Source organism: Rhizobium sp. BK212 (assembly GCF_014197475.1).
Classification (GTDB): Bacteria; Pseudomonadota; Alphaproteobacteria; order Rhizobiales; family Rhizobiaceae; genus Rhizobium; species Rhizobium anhuiense.
Genome location: NZ_JACIFS010000009.1, coordinates 93,779 through 114,073, shown reverse-complemented (window position 1 = coordinate 114,073; position 20,295 = coordinate 93,779). Strand labels below are relative to the sequence as shown.

The 20,295-nt window shown below is 59.5% G+C and carries 18 protein-coding genes; 7 read left to right on the top strand and 11 right to left on the bottom strand.

Features of this window, described 5'->3' with window-relative positions; all coding sequences use genetic code 11:
- Positions 1-82: 82 nt before the first annotated feature.
- From nac to FHT79_RS25070, 5 genes are all read left to right on the top strand, one after another.
- The gene (gene nac / locus FHT79_RS25090) at positions 83-1,021 is read left to right on the top strand and encodes a nitrogen assimilation transcriptional regulator NAC (protein WP_047616805.1); all 939 of its coding nucleotides are present in this window, start codon (positions 83-85) and stop codon (positions 1,019-1,021) included.
- A 191-nt stretch (positions 1,022-1,212) separates the two neighbouring features.
- Complete coding sequence (locus tag FHT79_RS25085) at positions 1,213-3,276, top strand: hydantoinase/oxoprolinase family protein (RefSeq protein WP_183904378.1); 2,064 nt, start codon at positions 1,213-1,215, stop codon at positions 3,274-3,276.
- Between the two features lie 11 nt (positions 3,277-3,287).
- Positions 3,288-4,964, top strand: coding sequence for a hydantoinase B/oxoprolinase family protein (locus tag FHT79_RS25080; protein ID WP_183904377.1), 1,677 nt, complete (start codon positions 3,288-3,290; stop codon positions 4,962-4,964).
- Positions 4,965-4,973: 9 nt separating this feature from the next.
- Positions 4,974-5,777 carry an SDR family oxidoreductase gene (locus tag FHT79_RS25075; RefSeq protein WP_183904376.1) on the top strand — a complete coding sequence of 268 codons (804 nt, stop codon included), beginning with the start codon at positions 4,974-4,976 and terminating at the stop codon, positions 5,775-5,777.
- Positions 5,778-5,792: 15 nt separating this feature from the next.
- Positions 5,793-6,494: an aldolase/citrate lyase family protein gene (locus FHT79_RS25070; protein ID WP_063474093.1), complete on the top strand. Its 702-nt coding sequence runs from the start codon at positions 5,793-5,795 to the stop codon at positions 6,492-6,494.
- A 68-nt stretch (positions 6,495-6,562) separates the two neighbouring features.
- Here FHT79_RS25070 and FHT79_RS25065 read toward each other — a convergent pair whose 3' ends face one another.
- The 10 genes from FHT79_RS25065 to FHT79_RS25020 form a co-directional block, all read right to left on the bottom strand.
- Positions 6,563-7,243, bottom strand: a complete 681-nt coding sequence (locus tag FHT79_RS25065) for a redoxin domain-containing protein (protein ID WP_183904375.1) — start codon at positions 7,241-7,243, stop codon at positions 6,563-6,565.
- Positions 7,244-7,404: 161 nt separating this feature from the next.
- Positions 7,405-9,060, bottom strand: a complete 1,656-nt coding sequence (locus tag FHT79_RS25060; protein ID WP_183904374.1) for a thiamine pyrophosphate-dependent enzyme — start codon at positions 9,058-9,060, stop codon at positions 7,405-7,407.
- Between the two features lie 112 nt (positions 9,061-9,172).
- Positions 9,173-9,997, bottom strand: coding sequence for an MBL fold metallo-hydrolase (locus FHT79_RS25055; protein WP_028757363.1), 825 nt, complete (start codon positions 9,995-9,997; stop codon positions 9,173-9,175).
- 88 nt (positions 9,998-10,085) lie between these two features.
- Positions 10,086-11,102 carry a TIM barrel protein gene (locus FHT79_RS25050; RefSeq protein WP_183904373.1) on the bottom strand — a complete coding sequence of 339 codons (1,017 nt, stop codon included), beginning with the start codon at positions 11,100-11,102 and terminating at the stop codon, positions 10,086-10,088.
- Between the two features lie 128 nt (positions 11,103-11,230).
- The gene (gene iolE / locus FHT79_RS25045; RefSeq protein ID WP_063474096.1) at positions 11,231-12,169 is read right to left on the bottom strand and encodes a myo-inosose-2 dehydratase; all 939 of its coding nucleotides are present in this window, start codon (positions 12,167-12,169) and stop codon (positions 11,231-11,233) included.
- A 38-nt stretch (positions 12,170-12,207) separates the two neighbouring features.
- Positions 12,208-12,696 (bottom strand): hypothetical protein, encoded by a 489-nt coding sequence (locus tag FHT79_RS25040; protein WP_097543363.1) that lies wholly within the window; start codon positions 12,694-12,696, stop codon positions 12,208-12,210.
- Complete coding sequence (locus tag FHT79_RS25035) at positions 12,693-13,811, bottom strand: ferritin-like protein (RefSeq protein WP_097543364.1); 1,119 nt, start codon at positions 13,809-13,811, stop codon at positions 12,693-12,695. Before FHT79_RS25035 ends, FHT79_RS25040 begins: the two co-directional genes overlap by 4 nt.
- Before the next feature lie 96 nt (positions 13,812-13,907).
- Positions 13,908-15,779: a GMC family oxidoreductase gene (locus FHT79_RS25030; protein ID WP_183904372.1), complete on the bottom strand. Its 1,872-nt coding sequence runs from the start codon at positions 15,777-15,779 to the stop codon at positions 13,908-13,910.
- A gap of 96 nt (positions 15,780-15,875) precedes the next feature.
- Entirely contained in the window at positions 15,876-17,306 is a 1,431-nt protein-coding gene (locus FHT79_RS25025) for a glycoside hydrolase family 15 protein (protein WP_183904371.1), read from the bottom strand.
- Between the two features lie 306 nt (positions 17,307-17,612).
- Entirely contained in the window at positions 17,613-17,957 is a 345-nt protein-coding gene (locus FHT79_RS25020; protein ID WP_018245423.1) for a helix-turn-helix domain-containing protein, read from the bottom strand.
- A gap of 181 nt (positions 17,958-18,138) precedes the next feature.
- On the opposite strand from FHT79_RS25020, the gene FHT79_RS25015 reads away from it, so the two are divergent.
- Both FHT79_RS25015 and FHT79_RS25010 read left to right on the top strand, forming a co-directional pair.
- Positions 18,139-18,777: an acyl-homoserine-lactone synthase gene (locus tag FHT79_RS25015; RefSeq protein ID WP_183904370.1), complete on the top strand. Its 639-nt coding sequence runs from the start codon at positions 18,139-18,141 to the stop codon at positions 18,775-18,777.
- Between the two features lie 148 nt (positions 18,778-18,925).
- The gene (locus FHT79_RS25010; protein ID WP_047616826.1) at positions 18,926-19,651 is read left to right on the top strand and encodes a LuxR family transcriptional regulator; all 726 of its coding nucleotides are present in this window, start codon (positions 18,926-18,928) and stop codon (positions 19,649-19,651) included.
- Positions 19,652-19,724: 73 nt separating this feature from the next.
- Here the strand turns inward: FHT79_RS25010 and FHT79_RS25005 are convergent, their stop codons facing one another.
- The gene (locus FHT79_RS25005; RefSeq protein ID WP_047616828.1) at positions 19,725-20,189 is read right to left on the bottom strand and encodes an Lrp/AsnC family transcriptional regulator; all 465 of its coding nucleotides are present in this window, start codon (positions 20,187-20,189) and stop codon (positions 19,725-19,727) included.
- Positions 20,190-20,295: the final 106 nt, after the last annotated feature.

The following is a 20,295-nucleotide window of genomic DNA, read 5'->3' as shown; positions in this document are numbered from 1 at the left end:
TGGCCAGTGGGACTTGCGACTGGGACTTGCGTCCCTCCGGCTGCAGGCTTTACGTTTTGCATGAAACAACAAGCCGGTGACCATGAGCGTCGATTTCCGCAAACTGAAGAGCTTCGTAAAGATCGTCGATACGGGCAGCGTATCGCGCGCGGCAAGCCTTCTGAGGACGGCCCAGCCGGCGTTGTCGCAGCAGATCGCCGCTCTGGAGGCGCACTTCAAGCACAAGCTTCTCATCCGCAGCAATGTCGGCATTGCGCCGACGGAGGCAGGGCTCATCCTCTATCGGCATGCGCAACTGATGTTGAAGCAGATCGAGCAGGCTCAGGTCGACATCGATCAGTCCGCCAAATCGGTGGCGGGCCGCGTCTCGATCGGCCTTGCGACCTATTCCTCGTCAAGCGCCTTGTCGCTGCCGATCCTCAAGGAGATGAAGGCGAGGCATCCCCATATCGTCGTCCACATCAATGACAGTTTCGGCCAGATCCTCAGCGAACTGATCATGACGGGCAAGATGGATATGGCGCTGATCTATGCTGCTGCGCCGATCAAAGGCGTTACCCTGCAGCCATTGTTCCGCGAGGAAATGTTCCTCGTCTCGCCGCCGGGCATCGAACTCCCCGGGGATAGCAGCGCGCCGCTTCCGCTTGCCGCCCTTCAGGAGATCCCGCTGCTTCTTCCCAGCAAGGCCCATCTGCTCCGCCGGCTGATCGACGACGCGCTGGCGAGAGCCAGAGCGACACCTGAGGTCGTCTCGGAAATCGAGTCCGTTCCGGCCCTCAGCGCGGCTGTGCTCGAAGGGCTTGGATCGACCATTCTCCCGGCTTCGGTGGTGACGGAGACGGCGATCTTCTCAGGCGCGCAGGTGCGGGCACTGACCAAGCCGGTGATCGACGCGACCGTGTCGCTCTGCGTCGCAGATCATCTTCCCCTGTCGGAACCTGCCATCGCCGCACGGTCGGTTCTGCTTGATGTCGTCGGCAAACTGATGAGCAGTCATCACCAGGGAATCAAGCCCGCCTAGCCCGAGCTGCTCCTCGCAGCGGCAGTCCGACGGCTGACCGCCGCCCGCCATAAGCAAACCCTATAGCGGCAGACTGTAGTTGTGTTAGCCAACGCGCCGGGCATTCCCCTAACCTTCAAGCAGACATCGGGTCCGGGCATCGGATCCGCATAGCGGCGCCTGCCGCGCCGAACAGTCGCTTCGAGGACAACATGGCAAAACTGGCTTTCGACACGGGTGGTACCTTTACCGACTTCGCGCTCCTGGATGACAGGGGCGACCTCCACCTTCACAAGGTCCTGAGCACGCCGAAGAACCCGGCCGAAGCCGTCGTGCAGGGTGTGTCCGAATTGCTGGAAAAATTCGCCGGCACCATCGCCATCGACCAACTGCAGGTGCTGGGCGCCACCACCGTCGTCACCAACGCCGTGCTCGAGCGCAAGGGCGTCGAGACCGGCTTCGTCACCACCGACGGTTTCCAGGACATGCTGCGAATCCGTAACGAAGGGCGCTACGACCTCTACGACCTGAACATCAAATATCCCGACCCGCTGGTCACCCGCGCAAACAGCTTCGGCGCCAAGGAGCGGATCGCCGCCGACGGTTCCGTCATGACCGAACTCAAGGAAGAGACGGTGCGCGAGATTGCCGGTCGCCTGAAGGAGAAGGGCATTCGCTCCGTCGCCGTCTGCCTTCTCCATGCCTATAAATATCCGCAGCACGAGCAGCGCGTCGCAGCGCTGCTGCGCGAAGAAGACCCCGATATCTTCGTCTCGCTCTCCTCCGAAGTCTGCCCTGAAATGCGCGAGTTCGACCGCGCGTCGACGACTGTCGTCAATGCCTATACCAGGCCGCAAATGGCCGGCCACGTCGCCCATCTGCAGCGTGAATTCGCAGCGAAGGGCATCGACCGCCAGGTCCTGTGGATGACATCCTCGGGCGGACTGGTGCCGAGCCGGCGTGCCGCGGAACTGCCGGTGCGCCTGATCGAGTCGGGCCCGGCGGCGGGTGCGGTGGCTGCCGCAGAGTTCGGCCGCACGGCAGGCGAGGCGAGCGTCCTGTCCTTCGACATGGGCGGCACGACCGCAAAGCTCTGCCTGATCCCGGACGGTGAGCCAAATGTCGGGACCGATCTCGAGGTCGCCCATTATCAGCGTTTCCGCAAGGGATCCGGTTTCCCGCTGAAGATCCAGTCAATCCAGATGATAGAGATCGGCGCGGGTGGCGGCTCGATCGCGGCCAAGAACCCTCTCGGCCTGCTCGATGTCGGCCCGCACTCCGCAGGCGCCATGCCCGGACCGGCCGCCTACCAGCGCGGCGGCACCCAGCCGACCGTCACGGATGCCGACATCCTGCTTGGATATATGGGCACCGAATCCTTCGTCGGCGGGTCGTTCAAGGTTTCCAGAGAAGCAGCTCACGAGGCGATGGCCAAACTTGCCGCCTCGCTCGAGGTCTCGGTCGAGCGCTGCGCATGGGGCATCCATGACCTCGTCAACGAATCCATGAGCAAGGCGGCCGCCATGCATGCGACCGATCTCGGCGTCGATCCCCGTTCGCTGCCGATGGTCGCCTTCGGTGGCGCCGGCCCGGTGCACGCCTATGGCATCGCCCGCAAGCTTGGCATTTCCCGCATCATCTGCCCGACCGGTGCTGGCGTCAGTTCGGCGATCGGCCTGTTGATCGCGCCCGTGGCCGTCGATCTTTCCGCAAGCCATCCGATGGTGCTCGACGCCTGGGATGTCGGCGCCATGAACCGCCTGCTGGACGAGCTATCGGCCCAGGGCGCCGAAGTCGTGTCGGCAGCGGGCGTCCCGAAGGATACGATCAGCAACCGCTACACCGTCGACATGCGCCATGTCGGCCAGGGCCATGAAATCACCGTGGCTCTGCCCGACCGGACCCTGCCGAAGGAGGAATTCCTTAGCGAGCTTCGCGGCAACTTCTTCAAGCTCTACCGCGAACTGTTCGGCCGTACCGTTGCCGCTCCGCTGGAGGTCATCACCTGGCGGCTGCGCGCCGGCGGCGAAAAGGATCAGGTCACGCGCCCGCACGAGACCGTCGTTGCCGACGCGAAGAAGGGCAGCCGAAAGGTCTATTTTCAGGAGATCGGCGGCTTTGCCGAGACTGCGGTCTACGACCATTACAAGCTTCCCGTCGGCGAAGAGGTCAAGGGTCCGGCAATCGTCGAGCAGCGTGAATCGACCGCGGTCGTCGGCCCGAGCGGCGTCTTCCATGTGGATGCCCATGGCAACCTCGTGATCAACATTCACTAAGGGGTACTCTGATGTCGAAACCCGCCACCGATTTCAACGACCCGATCAATCTTCAGGTCATGTGGAACCGCCTGATCTTCATCGCGGACCAGGCCGACAACGTTCTCGGCAAGACGGCATTCTCGCCGATCGTCCGCGAGAACCACGATTACGTGACTGTACTCCTCGACAGCAAGGGACGGGCGCTGGCGCAATGCACCTGGTCGATCCCGGTCTTCATCACCTCGCTCCCGGCTGCCGCCCAGAACTATTTCCTGCCGAAGTTTCCGGCCGACAGGCTCGAAGAGGGCGACGTGCTGGCGACCAACGATCCGGAGATCGGCACCGGCCATCTTCCCGATGTCACGATGATCACGCCGATCTTCAAGAACGGCAAGGTCGTCGCCTATGCCGGCTCCATCGCCCATCTTCCCGATATCGGCGGGGCGCCTCTGCATTCCGAAGCAAGCGACATCTACGAGGAAGGCATCCGCTTCCCGATCGTCAAGCTGCTGAAATCAGGCGTTCCGAACCAGGACGTCTTCGATATCATCGAAGCCTCGGTGCGCCTTCCGACAGAGGTGCGGGGCGATCTCGAATCGATGATCGCCGCCAACAACGTCATGGGCCGCGAACTCGTCAAATTCCTGGACGAGTACGGTCTCGACGATGTCGAAGGCCTGGCCGCTGCCATTCATTCCCGCTCCGAAGCGCAGACCCGCAAGGCGATCCGGGAATGGCCGAACGGCAGCTACGCGGCCGAGGTTCTGCTCGACGGTTACGATGTCGACGTGACGCTGAAGGCTTCGGTCATCATCAAGGACGACTCTGTTCATGTCGACTACACCGGCACGTCAGACCAGGTTCTGCACTCGATCAACTGCCGGACGAACTATCGCTACGCCCATTCGGTCTATGCTCTGAAGTGCCTGCTCGATCCCGAGACGCCGAACAACGAGGGCTGCATCGTCCCGATCACTGACGAGGCGCCGCTCGGCTGCATTCTCAATCCGCAGCAATGGACGGCGGGCAATTCGCGAAACCTGATCGGGCACGTCATTCCCTCGCTGATCTTCAAGGCGCTCGAAGGCGTCGTGCCCGATAAGGTGATGGGCGACAGCGGCGGCGCTCCGATCTGGGCCGCTAATTGCGTCGGTCAGCGCAATGACGGTACACAATATGGGTCCGTTCAGAATTTCCACGGCGGGCAGGGCGCGCGCGCTGAGCTCGACGGCCTGGACACGCTGAGTTTCCCCTCGAACTGCAAGGTAACGGCCATCGAGATGTTCGAGGTTGCCGTGCCCGTGCTGACCGAGCGGAAGGAACTGATCGCCGACTCCGGCGGCGCAGGCAAACATCGCGGCGGCCTCGGCCAGCGTGTCGTGCTCCGCAACCTCGGCAGGAGCCCGATGAACATCTATCTCGCCTCCGAGCGTGTCCGACATCCCTGCTTCGGCGTCGTCGAAGGGCAGAGCGGATCGGCCGGAAAGGTCACGAAGGACGGCAAGCCTCAGTTCCCAAAGGGCAAGGTGGTCCTGAAGACCGGCCAGCGCCTCGAGGTAGAGACGCCTGGCGGCGGCGGTTGGGGATTGGCGAGTGATCGTTCGCGGGCGCTCATCGAGCAGGATCTTGCCGAGAACCTGATCACAGCGAAGGCCGCGCGGGAAATTTACGGCTATTCTGGCCCGATCGCTGCTGCGGCCGAATAGGGGAAAGATATGGGACGTCTTCAAGGAAAAATCGCTCTGGTGACGGGAGCCGGCTCCGGGATCGGTCGCGAGACCGCCCTGCTGCTGGCCAAGGACGGCGCCACCGTCGTGCTGACCGGGCGGCGGATCGAACCGCTGCGCGAGGTGGCGGCCTTGATCGAAGAGGCGGGTGGCAAGGCCGTCACGCGAGCACTCGATATCGAGACGCGTGAAGAGGTCTTTGCGGCCGTGAAGTGGATCAAGGGTAGCGTCGGCCCCGTCGACATACTGGTGAACAATGCCGGCAGCGCAAGCAAGGTGCTGAACGCGCGGTTCTTGAGCGAGGCCGAGTGGACCTCCACCATCAACGTCAATCTGACGGCCGTCTTCAACCTGACCCAGGCGGTCCTTCCGGACATGATCGCCAACGGCGAGGGGACGATCATCACGGTCTCGTCGCTTGCCGTGATCAACCCCAACCTGCTCGGCGGCGCGGCCTATGGTGCGGCCAAGGCCGGCGTGAAGAACTTCATGACCTTCCTGCACAACACCTATCGCAATCAGGGGATCCGGGCGACGACGATCCTGCCCGGCGAGACGAATACGCCGATCATGGACAATCGCGCGCGCCCACCTCTGCAGGAGGAACGTGCCGTCATGATGGATCCTCATGACGTCGCCCGTGCGATCGTCCTCTGCGCCAGCCTGAACAAGAGCGCTGTGATCCCCGAGCTTCACATCTGCCCGACATTCATGCGGGACACGTCAGCGGATATCGAAATTGCGCGTTGGGTCGGAGCGCCGGCCGACACGCCGGATATGCCGAAAAAGTAGAATTGGGAGACATCGATGAACGGAGCGAAGTTGCGCGCGCGACTGTTGGCAGGCGAGGCAGTCACCATGTATACGCCGCATCACGTATCGTCGGGCCTGGCAGCCCGGCTGGTGGAGCTCGGCGCCGATTCCGTCTTCGTCGACTGCGAGCACGGAAGCTGGAGTTTCGAGGATGTGCGCATGACCGCGCAGATCGTCCGCTCCGTCGGCGGGGCGGCGATCATTCGGCCGCATTCGCACGAGCGCCCGATCATTATCCGCTACCTGAATGCGGGCGCCGATGGGATCATGGTCCCGATGGTGGACACGGCCGAACAGGCGCGCGCCATCGTCGATACCGTTCGTTACGCTCTTCCGTCCGACTTCGACAAGCGCCTGGTGGTGGCGATGATCGAGACGGTGGATGCCATCGACAATCTCGACGAAATGCTGAAGGTCGATGGCATTGACGTCTTCTTCATCGGCCCCGGCGATCTCTCGCAGAATATGGGTTATCCGCCGGCTCCGCCCTTCGGCGAGCCGCGTCCCGAAGCAGTGATGGATAAGGTCGCGGTCGCCGTCGACAAGATTCGTGCAGCAGGCAAGATTGCAGGCACGCTCGCCACCGCTGACGAATTGCCTCATTGGCTGCAGAAGGGGGTCCAGTTGTTCTACGTCCACACCGATCCCTTCCTGCGCCGCGGGATTGCCGGCATCAGGCAGACACTCACGCGATAGCGGGCGGAATTGGGCTTCCACCATTCGATCTTTTGCTACTGAGATGCTATCGGACGGTTCACCGCAGGTCAGCGTCCAAGGCTGCCAGCGGCCGCGATGATCTCTGCCGCGGTCGGGAAGATGGAGAGGCTGTTCGGTCCGTCGAGCGCCTCGATTTGTGCCCAGCCGATGGTGCCGTTCGCATTGACCAGGAAGTGCCCGACGAGTTGGGTCGCGTGGTTCGCGAAGATCTCATTGTCGGCTTCGTCAAGCTCAAACCGATCCTTGGCGTTGAGTATCGTGTTGGCCTCCATCGGGTGCAGCGGTTCCGGCAATTCGTCCGTGGGGTTGATGCGTGCCGCCAGGAACTGTTCCATCGTTGTACGATAGGGCCATTCGGGCTGCTCGCAACTCCCATCGGGCAGGAACTCGGCATGCGGCACACCGTAGGCCCGATGCGTGCGGCAGTCGGGGTCGCATAGAAGTGTTATTGGCGTCGGCCGGTGGCGGAAATACAGGCGGGCACGTTCCACCGGCGTGTTGATAACGGCGACGGTCTCCACCCCGGCTGCGTGCAGGGTCGGCTGTACGCCGGCAAGCTGTTCCAACTGACGCCGGCAGAAGGGGCAGTGCAGCCCGCGAAAGAACCCGATCACGAACGGGCGACCGCTCAAGTCGGCGAAAGAGACCGTTCCGTCGAAGTTGGCCGTGGCGAGCGCGAATGCGGGGGCGGTTTCTCCAGGTTGCAGCGGGCGTTTCTGGTCTCCCATGGAACAGTTCCTTTGTCGTATCGTCTAGGTCGGACGACCGAAATTGAACTATACCACTTGTGGCCAGAAGGCCCAGCGCTCGATGTTGAGGTCACCGAAGGTGGTTAGGCATGCCATCTGCCGTTCCGCCCACTAAAGCGCTGAACTCTCCTATGCCCATTCTAATTTGCTTTCCAGTTCGCATTGTCGGGGATCGATCGCTGCGGCACGACGACCTGGATGATGGACGGACTGTTCAGGTTTTCTTTGGCGCCGTTTATGGCCTCCCTCAGTTCGCCATAGGTGCCCACTTTCCAGCCTTGGCAGCCAAAGACCTCTGCCAGCTTGCTGTAATTCCACTGGTGCAGGATGCAGGAATTGTAGAACGGTTTGTCGCCATGGAAAACCGATGCGTCGGCAAGCCATTGCTCCACGCCATAAATGCCGTTGTCCATCACAAAGATGATCGGGTTGAGATTGAAACGGGTTTGTGTCGAGAGGCATTGAGCGGTCATCTGAAACCCGCCATCCCCCGCAAAGACCAATAGCCTTTGTTGATTTTGCTTCGCCAGCGAAACCCCGGTTGCGGCCGGACCGATATAACCGATCGCCGAATAGGATGATTGCACGATGAAACCGCGGCGAGCACCCACTTCAAGAAGCAGGCTCCCGAAATAATTCAAACTCGCGTCGGCACCAACGATGGTATTTCCGTCGATCTGCGGCTGAATGAAATCGTAGAAGCCCTGATAGGTAATTTCGCCTGCCGGATTGACGACCGGCAGTTGCCGGGCCGGTTTCACCGGAAGACTTTGGCCTTTGCACGTCAGCCTTTTGTCAATCAAGCCGTTGACGAGATCCGCCAGCGAAACCTGTGCGTTGAAGATCGTGCCATATTTCACGGTCTCCCAGGAGGCGAATGCGGTTTTATCGAGATCGATAGGCCAGCCCAAATCATTGATATCAGTCAACCAGACGCCCAGTGCCAATACGAAGTCGGAGTCTTTGACCAAAGTCTGGACATAGGGTGATGACGATTTGCCATCGAACACCCCGGCAAATTGTACATTGTCTTCCGATAGAATGGCCTTGCTCAAAAGCTCGGTCACGTAGGGAATTTTGAGGTCCCGGATGAGCCGCTCCGCCTGGTCGTGAAGGCCAAACCGGTCGATCTCGACACCGACCCAGATCAGCGGTCGGATGGCGTTTTGCAATCTTTCGCTGATTTGCGCGATCGACTGATTGAGACTGTCCTCGTCGGATATAACAGGCGCCGCTTTTAATGCATTCGACGGGCGCGTGCATTCCAGGTCCACCATATCCTCCAGCAACTCGATATAGACCGGACGTCTTTCCGTGATGCACTGCGTCAGCGCATAATCTATGAGCATTGACGCAAGATGAGGGCTGTCGATGCGGACGGCAGCGGCGGTGATGTATTCGAACACCTGAAGATCCGTTTCCCGGCCACTGATGAAGTGATGCGAACTGTAGCCGGTTTGTTCGAATGTCAGCGTTTTCTTGATGCTGGGCGCGCCGTTGATCAGAACGACCGGTACTTTCTCGACGTAGGATCCGGCGATCGCGTTTGTTGCGCAAAGCGAGCCTGCGGAATAGGTGACGCACAGCGCACCAATTCCTTTCAGTCTGGCATAGCCGTCAGCCGCATAACCGGCATTCAGTTCATTCACCTCTTCGATGACCTTTATATCGCTTTTCTCGACATAACTGTTCACCCATTCGATCGAATAATCGCCCGCTACGGAAAACAGGTGCCCCAGGCCCAGTTCGCGAAGTCTGTCGACCAGATATTGTCCAACCGTGTATGTGTCGCCCATGTTCCAACGGCTCCCCTGTTGACGACGCTTGACGGATATTAGAGCGCCGTGGGTCCTTTCGGACGCACAAAGGACGCTCTAACACTTTGAATCTACACATCGTGCGGATGCGCTAGAACTCGCTCGCATTATCGAATAAGCGCGGTACGTATATGTCGAATATGCCGGGGCATTTCCGCTCGGGAAATCTTTCCAGCAGGAAGCGCTTGAAAGCGTCATTGGTGAGTCCGTTGCCGGCGGCCTCCAGGGCGACGGACAAATACTCTATATTTTTGGCAACCTCGTTTTTGTCAGCCGGAAAGCCGTGACCGGGAAGGAACAGGTCATAGTCGGACAGCAGCATACCCTGCAAAATCCCAATCCAATGCTCCATGTATTTCGTCAGATAAAGGTGCGTTCCGCTGTAGATCAGGTCTTGCGCAATAAAAACGCCCACGTCCGGAAGACCTATGGTGAGAAGAAAATCGATTTCCGTATCGACGACTTCATCAAATAGGTATTTGACTCCGTCGATGATTTCCTCGCCGGCGCGGACAGCTCTTTCGGGAATGATCAGGCTCTTCGGAGCGAGATTGCCCAATTTCCAGTGGTCATTCAGGGAATCCTCCCCATGCTGCTGCAGGAACTCTATCGTTTTCGGCAATGCATAAATCGGAATATCGCTGAATGCGGCTCCCAGGCCGAACCAATGGTCGGGGTGTCTGTGCGACAGATAGATCCGGTCGATCTTCTTGCCGATACTGTTGGCATATTCCCTGAATTGGAGCGCATAGGGAACGAGGAATTGCCCATCGACGAGAACAAGCTTGTTCCTGCTTTCGATGATGTGCGTTGCATTGGCGATATTGTCAGCCGTGAAAGCTGAAATGAAAGTATGAATACGGACATCGCCTGCTCGCCTGACGATTTTAATGGGATCCGGCAATTGCGTGACCATCGGTATCTCCCTGATTGAAAGGTCGTTTGCTGAGATTTGAAGTTCACTCGGGCACAACATCTGCGCCCGAGCGCCATCACGGATGAGATCAACGGCCGCGGGACGCGAGTTTCTCCTCCAATGTCTTCAGGGCCGCGCGCGCAACGTCGTAGGCGCTGTCGACGTCTGCCTCCGGCGCGTCCTCACCGGGCCGCCAGAAGCGTCTGCGCGTCATTCGCATCGAACTCTCGAAGGGTGGAATCGCGTTGAAGACTTCAACGAGATAGGGGCCGGAATAGACCGGCTCGATTTCGTCCAGCATGATCTCCCAGGGAATCCAGCTATCTCTGACAACGCCCCGGTCCGGCGCCGAGATATGAACGTAATTCAGCCGACTCTGCTGTACGGCACGGGCGACATTTTTCCTGAAGATGGCCGGTCCCTGGCTTTCCATCACGACCTGGGCTGTGTCGATCGTGACGCCCCCGACTGGAATGTCGGCGCTTTCGAGAAAATCCAGCGCTTCCGAGACCATGGTCGGCCCGGGCGTTTCCCAATTCTTGACGGGTTCGATGGCGAGCTTCACTCTTTTTTGGGCAGAATATTGCGCCAACTCCCGGAAGATCGAGGCCGCCGCGGCGTATCGTGGCTTCATCCAGTCCTGAAGCGCGTCGCTCCAGATCCCGTCACCGTCATCCGTCAGCGGAAAGATACCATAAGGGTACAGGAACGGCCCCGACATGATCGTATTCTCCCCGCCCAGCACCGAGGTGATGTCGACGCGGGATTTGAGATAGGACAGAGCCTGCTTGCGCTGTTCCTCGTAGGGCGAGGTCGGATCGAAGGTTCGCGTGGTCCCCACATTGGTTGTGAACTTCACATCCTGGAAGCCGGCCCGATCGAACGCCCTCTTGAGGCCGATATAGCTTTCGACCTCAGCGTGATGATCGACATCAGCCGGTCCCGGGGCGATATGCACATCGAAGCCGGTGTAACCGATCTCGGTAAGAGCTTTCAGATGCCTGACGAGAACCTGGGTGTAGCCCGCGTCATTCGGCCTCAAGTCGGCTGTAAACATAAAGAAGCTGAAATATATCTCTCTCCTGCGTGCCTCTTCCATCTTCATCGCTCCAGCTGTCGCTATCCTATGATGCGTGGTTCAGATGATTTTTCGCCCGACATTGTCACGAGGCGAGGTCCGTCTCCGCCTCCGTCACACCGCCATCGGGCTGAAACAAACAGTCCGCGCCGGGGCTACCATCCAAGCAGCTTGCGCAGATATTCGCGGCCCATTTTCGCGTATTGCAGCGGATTGGCCTTGGCCGGGTCCTGCTCTGCCTCGACGCAGATCCAACCGGCGAAATCCGCCTCGGCCAACGCATCGAGGATTTCCGGAAAGGTCCCTATGGAGCCGTCACCCGGGACGGTGAAGATCCCCGCCTCGATCCCTTGCTGGAAGGACAATCCTTCTTTGTGAATCTTCGTAACCACCTCGGCGCGAATGTCCTTCAGATGAACATGCTTGATGCGGTGGGCATATTTTCTGGCCAGCGCCAGCGGATCGACACCGGCAGCCGCCTGGTGCGCAGTATCGAGAAGCATGTTGACCAGGCGAGGATCCGTCTCGTCCATGAGCCGGTGGATTGCTTCCGTATTCATCACCCCGGTCCCTAGATGCGGGTGATAGCAGAGCCGGCGGTTACGCGCCCTGGCTTTCTCTCCGGCCTCATGCAGGCCTTCGATCAGCCGTTTCCACTGGTCATCGGAGAAATCGGGGCAATTCGGAAACAGGGCGACAGGAAGCGGATTGACCGCTCCGCCAAACTCGGAAACGACCAGGTCGGCCCTGCGCGGATCGTCGCTGCCTCCTTCCATGGCTTCGAGGAAGTCGAGCTGAGCATCGACATTATCAAGCGTATGACGCTTCATCGCATTGATGGTGAAGTAGGTGCTCACCCAGGGCTCGGAAATCCGCAATCCCCTGAGTTCGAGGACAGGCCGCAATATTTTCGGGTCCGTCGGATATTTGTGGCCGACGCCGCATCCGACATAGCCGGCGAGCGCCATTTCACTCAGAGCCTGCTCGTAGGGGATGCCGATGTCGATATTGATGAAATCGTCATTCCACCAGAGCGTGGGGATGACACCGAGCCAGACTTTAGCAGGCGTCAGTCGATGCAGATGTGTCGTCATGGCAATGATCCAGTTCTTGAAGACAAACGGAAGTGGCGTCAGGTCAGGTTTTGGAATCGAGAGCCGGAAAAAGCCGGAATTTTCGGCGGAAAGGCCCAGGAGCCGAAACCCGGCCCCTTGGCGCCTGCAGGGTGGGCTCCGATCGCCTTCCAGAGCAGACCCTCGACATAGGCATCGGGAGAAACGACGAAGGTGATATTCGCAGGCCTGGGGCCAAAGCGCTCGGTCCAGGCGGAGGACAGCTCGAACCAGGTGCCGGAATACCAGAGCTTGATCAGCGCACGGGCCACGTCTCCGAGCAATTCATTGCCCAGAATGGTCGTGCGCACCGCCTGGATGCGGACCTCACCTTCCGGGGATGGCAGGGCGGCGAAGGCGGCCAGCAGCGCGTCGACGATCTCGCCGCCGACCACCTTGTCGAGCGTGGCGAGATAGCGGTCCGCCAGGCCCGTTCCCAGGAGATCAAAGTGGGAGAAGGCCGTCAATTCGCCGGAAAGACCCAGAAATGCCTCGAAACGGTTGCTCATGCGTTTACCTCCGCCTGCCGGGTGGCGGCTGGCTGTTTGATGGCGCCGGGGATCTCATAGGTGGGGCTGCCGTTCTTACCGGGATGTTGCGGCAGGGGATTGCGGATGAGTTCGAGGATCATGTTGCGGAATTCGAACATCATCGGAACGGCTTCCAGCAGCAGGGTCGGCTGGCCGTTATAGGCACGCGTCAAAAGCTGGAGAAATTCGCCGTAGCGCGTGTTGAAGGCGATCGCCGCCCCACGCAGTTCCGAGCCTTCGAGTATGTCCTCCACTTTCAGGTTCTTTTTTATGGGATACGCGCCTTCCCAATCGACCTGCAACTCAGGACCTGTGGGGTGGCCGGGCTGGTCGCCCTTCTGGTAGTAGCGGCCTTTGACCAGTTCCTCGAAACGATAGTAATGGGCCAGTTCGTGGTCGTCATCGTCGTAGATACCGCCTCCGTCGCCCTCGCCCTGTTCGATGATGAGATCGATGGCTTCCAACGCGCTTTTCAGATCGGTCACCGGAAACAGCTCGCCGCCGCCGGAGTAATAATATTCCGAGGTGATCTGGCGCGATCTGTCGCCTGTAAAGATGGTTGTGCCCGCCCCATGCGCTTCGGCCTCCAGGTATTTGATGCCTTCCGCGATGGCTGAGTAGAACTCGCCGATACTGAAGAAGTGGAGGTCCTCATGGCTCGGATGGCTGGCAAGCGCGGTGATATCAGGGGGAGTTTTGCGATATATCAGGCCCTTGCCGACGAGATGTTCAGGACGCTGGGCCGGCCGCTCGATTTTCAGGAAAGTCGCCAGCGCCTCACGGCCGAAAGCCTGGATGCCGACCTTGAAATCCGTCTCGCCGTCCGGCAGGGCGGCGGGATAGCGGGCTACGAAGTCCGGCCTGACAAGATCCGGCGTGCCGCCGATGGCGTTGAGAATATTGGCCGCGATGGTCAGATGCAGCATTTCTTCCACGACGATCACGCGCAGAACCTGGGTCGCATCCTGATTGACGCCGGGCTTGATCGAGTAAAGCGCCGTCAGATAAGGCGGAATCGTCGCATGTTCGAGCTGCATCGCCCGGTAGAGAAACTCTTTCAGCTCATCGAGCGTCTTAATACTGGAGGAATACATCTCAAGCTCCATGAAAGATAAGTTGGGTTCACAGGCCGGCTTCGTGTCGCTTGCGAGGCCATCTGTTCGTTCCGCACAGCGGATGCCGGTCTTCGTTCAATGCAGAGACTTCAGAATGTCGCGGCCGCTTCGGAAGCACATGGCGGCCAGCGTCAAGGTGACATTGGCCGTGCCGATCGTCGGCATGCTGCCGCCGCCCACGAGATAGAGGTTTTCGTGGTCCCAGCTGCGCTGGTTCTTGTCCACGACGGAATTGGTCTTCGTCGTTCCCATGATATGGGTCCCGGCCAGATGATTGCCGCCGCGGATCGCATAGCCTTGCCCCTCATAGGCCACATAGCCGAAATCGCTGGGGTCGTATTGGGTATGATCCTGCGCGCCCAGACGCGTGAAGACGGTGCGCGCAAACTGGCGGCCATAGGCGGCACCCTTCATGGTATATTCCGGAACCGTGAAGGACAGGATGGGCCGCATATTGCCCAGAGCATCGGTATATTGCGGATCCACCGCGATGCGGTTGCTTTCGACGGGCATGACCTCGATCATGAATGCCAGCAGCAACTGCCGCGAAACCTGGTCGATCATGCCGCGCCGAAGATCCGCCCCGTAGAGGTTGCGATCATCCACCAGTTTGAGAAGGTCGGAAGTCGGCGCACCCGTGGCCCAGCCCCAGCCGTCATTATGGATATCGATGGCGAAGGCGGCTTGCCTTTCCCGGAAAGGGCCGTCGCGCAGGTCCACGATACCGCCCGTCGAACTGGTTCCGCGCATCGTGCCGCAGATTTCCGGCATCAGCGCCCAGTTCAGCAGATAGGCGTGGTCCATCAGATTGCGTCCGACAAGACCGCTGGTGCTGCGCAGGCCGGAGGCAAGCATGAGACGCGCCGTTTCGATGGCGCCTGCCGCAAGCACGAAAACCTTGCCCTTCACGGTGATGGTCTCGTGAGCAGGTGAGGCCGGATCCTTGTAAATCTTGACCTCGAGAGAGTGGACTTTCCCGCTATCCGGATCGATGTTGACCTTCGATGCGACCGCCTGCGGCAATAGTTCGACAAGCCGCTCGCCGCTTTTCCCGTTTACTGCGAACGCCTTGGCAAGCGTTTTGCCGGAGTGGTAACGCGCTTGCACGGGACAGAGCGGTACGCAGTTGGTGTTGCCCTGGCAGCGACCGCCCTCTTCGACCTGATGCGTATCGACGGCGCCGATGGGACGGTAGCCTTTCCCGCCGTCATAGGCCGGGTTTGGTATGCTGTTACGCCCCTGCGGATAGGGCCTGACCTTCAGGGGATAGGTCTTGTCGTAAAGTTCGACACTGGTGCCTTCGATGCCCTTGTTGACCTGTTGATCCAGATAGGAAAGCGGCAGGCCGCGCATGGGAAAGACATAGTCGTCCGGGAAGGTCTGCCCCAGATATTGCTGATCTTCGACATCTGCCGATACACCGATTTCCCGCTCGGCCAGGCGGTAATCATCTTCGACTTCCTCAAAGCTCAGCGGCCAGTCCAACCCTTGGCCGAAAATGGTGCGCGTCTTGAAGTCCGAGCGAAGCAGGCGAGGCGTTTTCGCCTCCCAGTGCATGGTCGTTCCGCCGAAAATACGGGTATATGTCGTATCGCTGACATAAGGGCCGGATTGAACGATATAGGTCGAGCTATCGGTTTCCCCCGCCCGCAGCTTGCGAAGCTGCGGGCTGCGGGGCATGGCCGCGTTCGCATTCAGCGGAAAGGGCGACTGGTTGTCCTTGGAGGCTGCCGAATAGAAAGTCGTCAGCAGATTGTCATAGCCTGACAGTGTGCTGTTGGCACCGGTTCCGGCTTCAAGGATAAGGACACGCTTGCCCGCTTCGGCAGCCTGCTTGGCAATGATTGCTCCGGAAATGCCACTGCCGACAATCACGATATCGTAGTCGCCAGACGCTGCGACGATCTTGGCATCGGCTTTTATCGCGGATTCAAGGGGAAAAAGCACTTTGGTCCTCCATTATTCCCGGAAAGCCGCATCAGGCTTTGCGGATCATGCGGTTCTGCACTCAATCGAGATTTCAGACCGGACGGCCTGACGTCGTCATGATCTCGGGCCGCGGGAGTTTCGGGGTTTGGACTTGGCGGCGGGGGCGGCGGCGGAGCGGGCTCTGACCGCCGAGAGAAAGGAGGCGTAGCTCCAGGTCAGGTTCCGGACGCTTTTCTCGTAGCCAACGGTTCCATCGAACTGTTCGCTCAGTTCATAGTGATCGCTGTGGTAGACGATGGCGCGCAGCATGACGTCAGACGAAGCCCGCAAGGCAGCTGAGGCGTCGGCGGCGCTGCTGGATGCGCCAAGTCCCAGTTCCGCGAAGAAGGGTTCGGAGAACTGATCGAGGGGGATGGCGCCGCTGGCCTCGATGGCATTGGCAAGCCGATATTGAAACTCGGCGAAGTTGGCGGTGCACAGAGCCCAGGGATGCCCGCCGACCACCGGGGCCGCCACATCGCCATCGTAATGATCGCCTGGATAGCGCCCGAAGAGTGGTCCGAGCCCTTTGGCCGCGTCGGCGCCATTGATCGGGTAATAGTTCGAACACGAAGGATCGGCCCACTGGCGCCGCAGGATGGCCGCCGTTGCCAGAAGCTTGGTATCGGTCGGCTCGATCCCGCCATAGCAGACCGCAGAGACGATATCGATGTTCGCGTCGTAACCGGCTTGCTCCGCGGCATCCAGAATGCTCACATAGAGCTGCCCGTTCCAGTGGGTGGCCAGCTGGCTTTCCAGCCAGGAGATGGCATCGGCCACCCCGGCAGGCACGGCAATAGAGATCGTGTTTGCGGAAATTTCCCGGAAAAAGCGCAGCTGTACGGCCCTTGCGAAAAAGGAATAGCCCTCATATTCCTCCCAGAGATTGGTGGTCTTGTTCTGGTAAACTTCGAGAAGATAAGAGAGGTTGGTCTCGACCAATTGTTTGGCGATCGTCTGCGTGGCGCCATCCAGCTGATTGAACAAGGTCAGGATCGCAATCGACTGAATGGCCGGTCCGTCATTCTGCTCCGACCACGGACGAACCTCGCCGGTAATGGTGAAGCAGGCGTGACCAAGTGTGACGGTCGCGGAATTCTGCGCATTCGCCTGGCAGAGCGCGGCGAAATTCACGTAGTCGACCAGGCTCGGCAAAACCCCGCCCGGAACGGGCAGCAAGCCAGCAAGCGCGATTTCGATGGCCGTAATGGCCCCGTCGCGGACCCAATTGAAAACATAGTCCTGGTCGACACCCGGCGTGTTCGCGGGATAGGAGGGTGCGGCGATGACGCAGCCCGGGGCCGAAAAGACGCCCGGCGATGCCGGATCCTCGATGACATAGCCATCGCTTGTGATGTTGCGCATCATCAGCAGAGAAAAATAGCGCGACAATGCGACCAGATCGGTCTGCGCGAAGGCAGGCCGCGGTTTGACCGTAGGCGCATTGGCCCCGATATGGGCCGGGTTGGCACCTGTCATTGACTGACTCCAAAGCGCAACTGTCATTGACTGACTCCAAAATCGGGTGAGACTGCCGGGACCAGATCCAAAAATGTTCCGGACCGGTGGCGATGCGGTTTTTCGATAATTTTCGGGCTGCGTATTTACGGTTTCACGTCAAAAGCCGACGCCAACGACCCTTCTGCATTGAGAGTTAAAACAAGGTCTCTGCGGCGGCGAGGGCAGGGCGGGCTGGGCGCCCTGTTGTGTCGCCGTTGAAGCTTTAACTAGAAAGATCGTCGACGATCTGCTTTTTATCAACCTAAACGTGTTGATCTCAGGTCAAAAATTCGCGCAGAATTGCGCTTGGCGTTACGGGTGCTCCGGAGGGATGGATTCGACCAGCCCAGCGAGATTGGACCGTGTTGCCGCAGACCGGTTGCGCAACGCCAGAACCATTTGCAATTCGGTGGCGGAGATCGCGCTGTTCCTATGCCAGTCCATGGTGCCTCGCCCGAGCAGCAGCCAGTCGAGGGAGACATCCAGCAGGTCGGCGAGCGCGCAGGCGCTTTCCAGCGAGGTATGGCCGCCATTCTGCCAGCGTGAGACGGCGGCGACAGACACGTCCAGTTCGGCGGCCAGGGCGTGAACTTTCCGGAACTTGCCCCGGGATATCGCCTCTCGAATACGTTTGCCGCGGGCCATGTCGTGGGTCATCAGAATCCTCCCGTTGGTTGCGTTACAATTGGCAATTACCAAGAGCTTTCGATCGACGAACATCAGAAACTTCTTATGAAAGGGGAAGGCAAAGCGAAGCACCGGTCAACCTGGTGAAATATCCAGATTGCTCCCGGTCGGCCTCCTGTTGTGAAACGTCAGAACATCAGGAGGGACGGATATGTTGCGGATACTCACCAAAGACATGCTCGATACCGATCGACGTGCTTTCGATGAAATGTTTCGGGCTCGCGCCGCCGTTTTTCGCGATCGGCTGGGATGGCAGGTCGATGTCCGGGACCAATGGGAGAGGGACCGATACGACGAGGCCGAAGATCCCGTATATCTTGTCACGCAACGACCTTCCGGCACACTGACGGGTTCGCTGCGCCTGCTACCGACGACGGGAGCGACGATGCTCAAAAGCGAGTTCCGGCATTTCTTCGATCAGCCTATCGACGTCGATAGCCCGACGACCTGGGAATGTACCCGCTTTTGCGTTCACCCGGTTGCCGGGCACATGGAGCAATCGCGCACGGTCGCCACGGAGCTGCTCTCAGGGCTTTGCGACCTTGCGCTCGACACCGGTATCGAAAGCATCGTCGGCGTCTATGATGGCGCCATGGTCGGAGTGTATCGCAGGATCGGCTGGAGACCGACGCCGCTTGCCCGATCCCTGCCCGAGATCGGCAAGCTGTATGTCGGCCTATGGGATGTGACGGCGGACAATTGCCGGGCACTTCGGGCCAACCTGTCCCGACTGCTGGAGCGAGCTTCGCCCAATCGTCCCAGAACCTTTGCCGATGGCGACATGCGGTAAGGCTCGCCCAGCAGCGGGATATGCCCTCGCTAAGCCTTAACCCATTTTTCACCGCACCCATGGTTGTATTAGAATAAGCTGTTCCCTGATCCCGTGAAATGTTACCGATACGGGTAGTCAATGAAACGCACAACCACGAGTCCATCTCATGCTGAGCAGTTCTCGTTTTTTCTATTGTCTAGATCGGATCTCCGCAGCGCCGACATTGCGGGATCTGGAAACGACGCTGGACGAAGTCCGCCACATCTATGCGATATCGCACATGGTTTTGCATGTGATCCGCTCCTCGGGGGCAGCGGCCAGCAATCCGTTACTGATGTTGACCTACCCGCCCGAGTGGGTGAAACAATATCTTGACCGGGACTACTTCAGCATCGATCCCGTCGTCCGTCTCGGCCGGCGCGGCTTCCTGCCCGTGGAATGGTCGGCGTCAAAATGGGATTCGGGCCGGGCTTATGGCTTCTTCAAGGAGGCCATGGCCTTCGGTATCGGCCGGCAGGGCGTGACTCTGCCGGTGCGGGGACCTCAAGGGGAGCGGTCGCTGTTTACGGTCACGTCCAATCACCCCGACGCCTACTGGCGGCATTTCCGCATGGACAGCATGCGCGACCTCCAGTTTCTCGCCCACCATCTCCACGACAGGGCCATGGTTCTGTCGGGCCTGAGAAAAACGGCGGATTTTCCGCAATTGTCGCGCCGCGAACTGCAATGTCTTGAAATGACGGCCAGCGGCCTGATGGCAAAGCAGATCTGCGCCCGTCTGTCCATTTCGGTGAGCGCGGTGCAACTCTATCTCGCCTCGGCACGCCGGAAGCTGACCGTCGCCACGACGAGTGAAGCGGTCGCCAAGGCTACGGCGCTCGAATTGATCTAGAGCCTGACGAAAACCTGCTCCGGCAGAATGCTTCAATCTAACCCGGAAAGGCTCTAAGCGTGGGGATCGCGGTTCAGCGCCTGCCCCTCGTGCGTGTCGCCAGAACATTGCGAATCGAGAAGCTGGAATGAATCCTGAGGACACCCGGCAAGGTCGACAGTATCTCCTTGTGAATCCGCTCGAACTCGCCGGCATTCGCGACCTCCACGCGCAACAGATAGTCCGAACCGCCCGTCATCAGAAAACATTCCCGGATCTCGGGATGCCGGCGAACCGCCGCTTCGAGGCGGTCGAGATAATCCTCCGTTTGTCGTTCCAGGGTGATGTTGATGATCACGGCGATCATCTCATCCGCATTGCCAGTGTCGATCAGCGCCGTATAGCCGCGGATCACGCCTGATTTTTCCATGATTTTGATGCGCCTGAGACAGGCCGATGGAGAGAGACCGATCTCCGCGGCGAGCTTGGCATTGCTCATGCGGGCATCGAGGCGCAGCAATCTCAGGATATTGCGATCGATCGCGTCAAGAGCGGGCATGAGATATCGTTCCAAATATTCATTGATTATGCGGCTAATTAGCAAATCACACAATAATCAACTACTGAATGATAGGCAATTTCGCTCATTATTTCATAAACTCCTT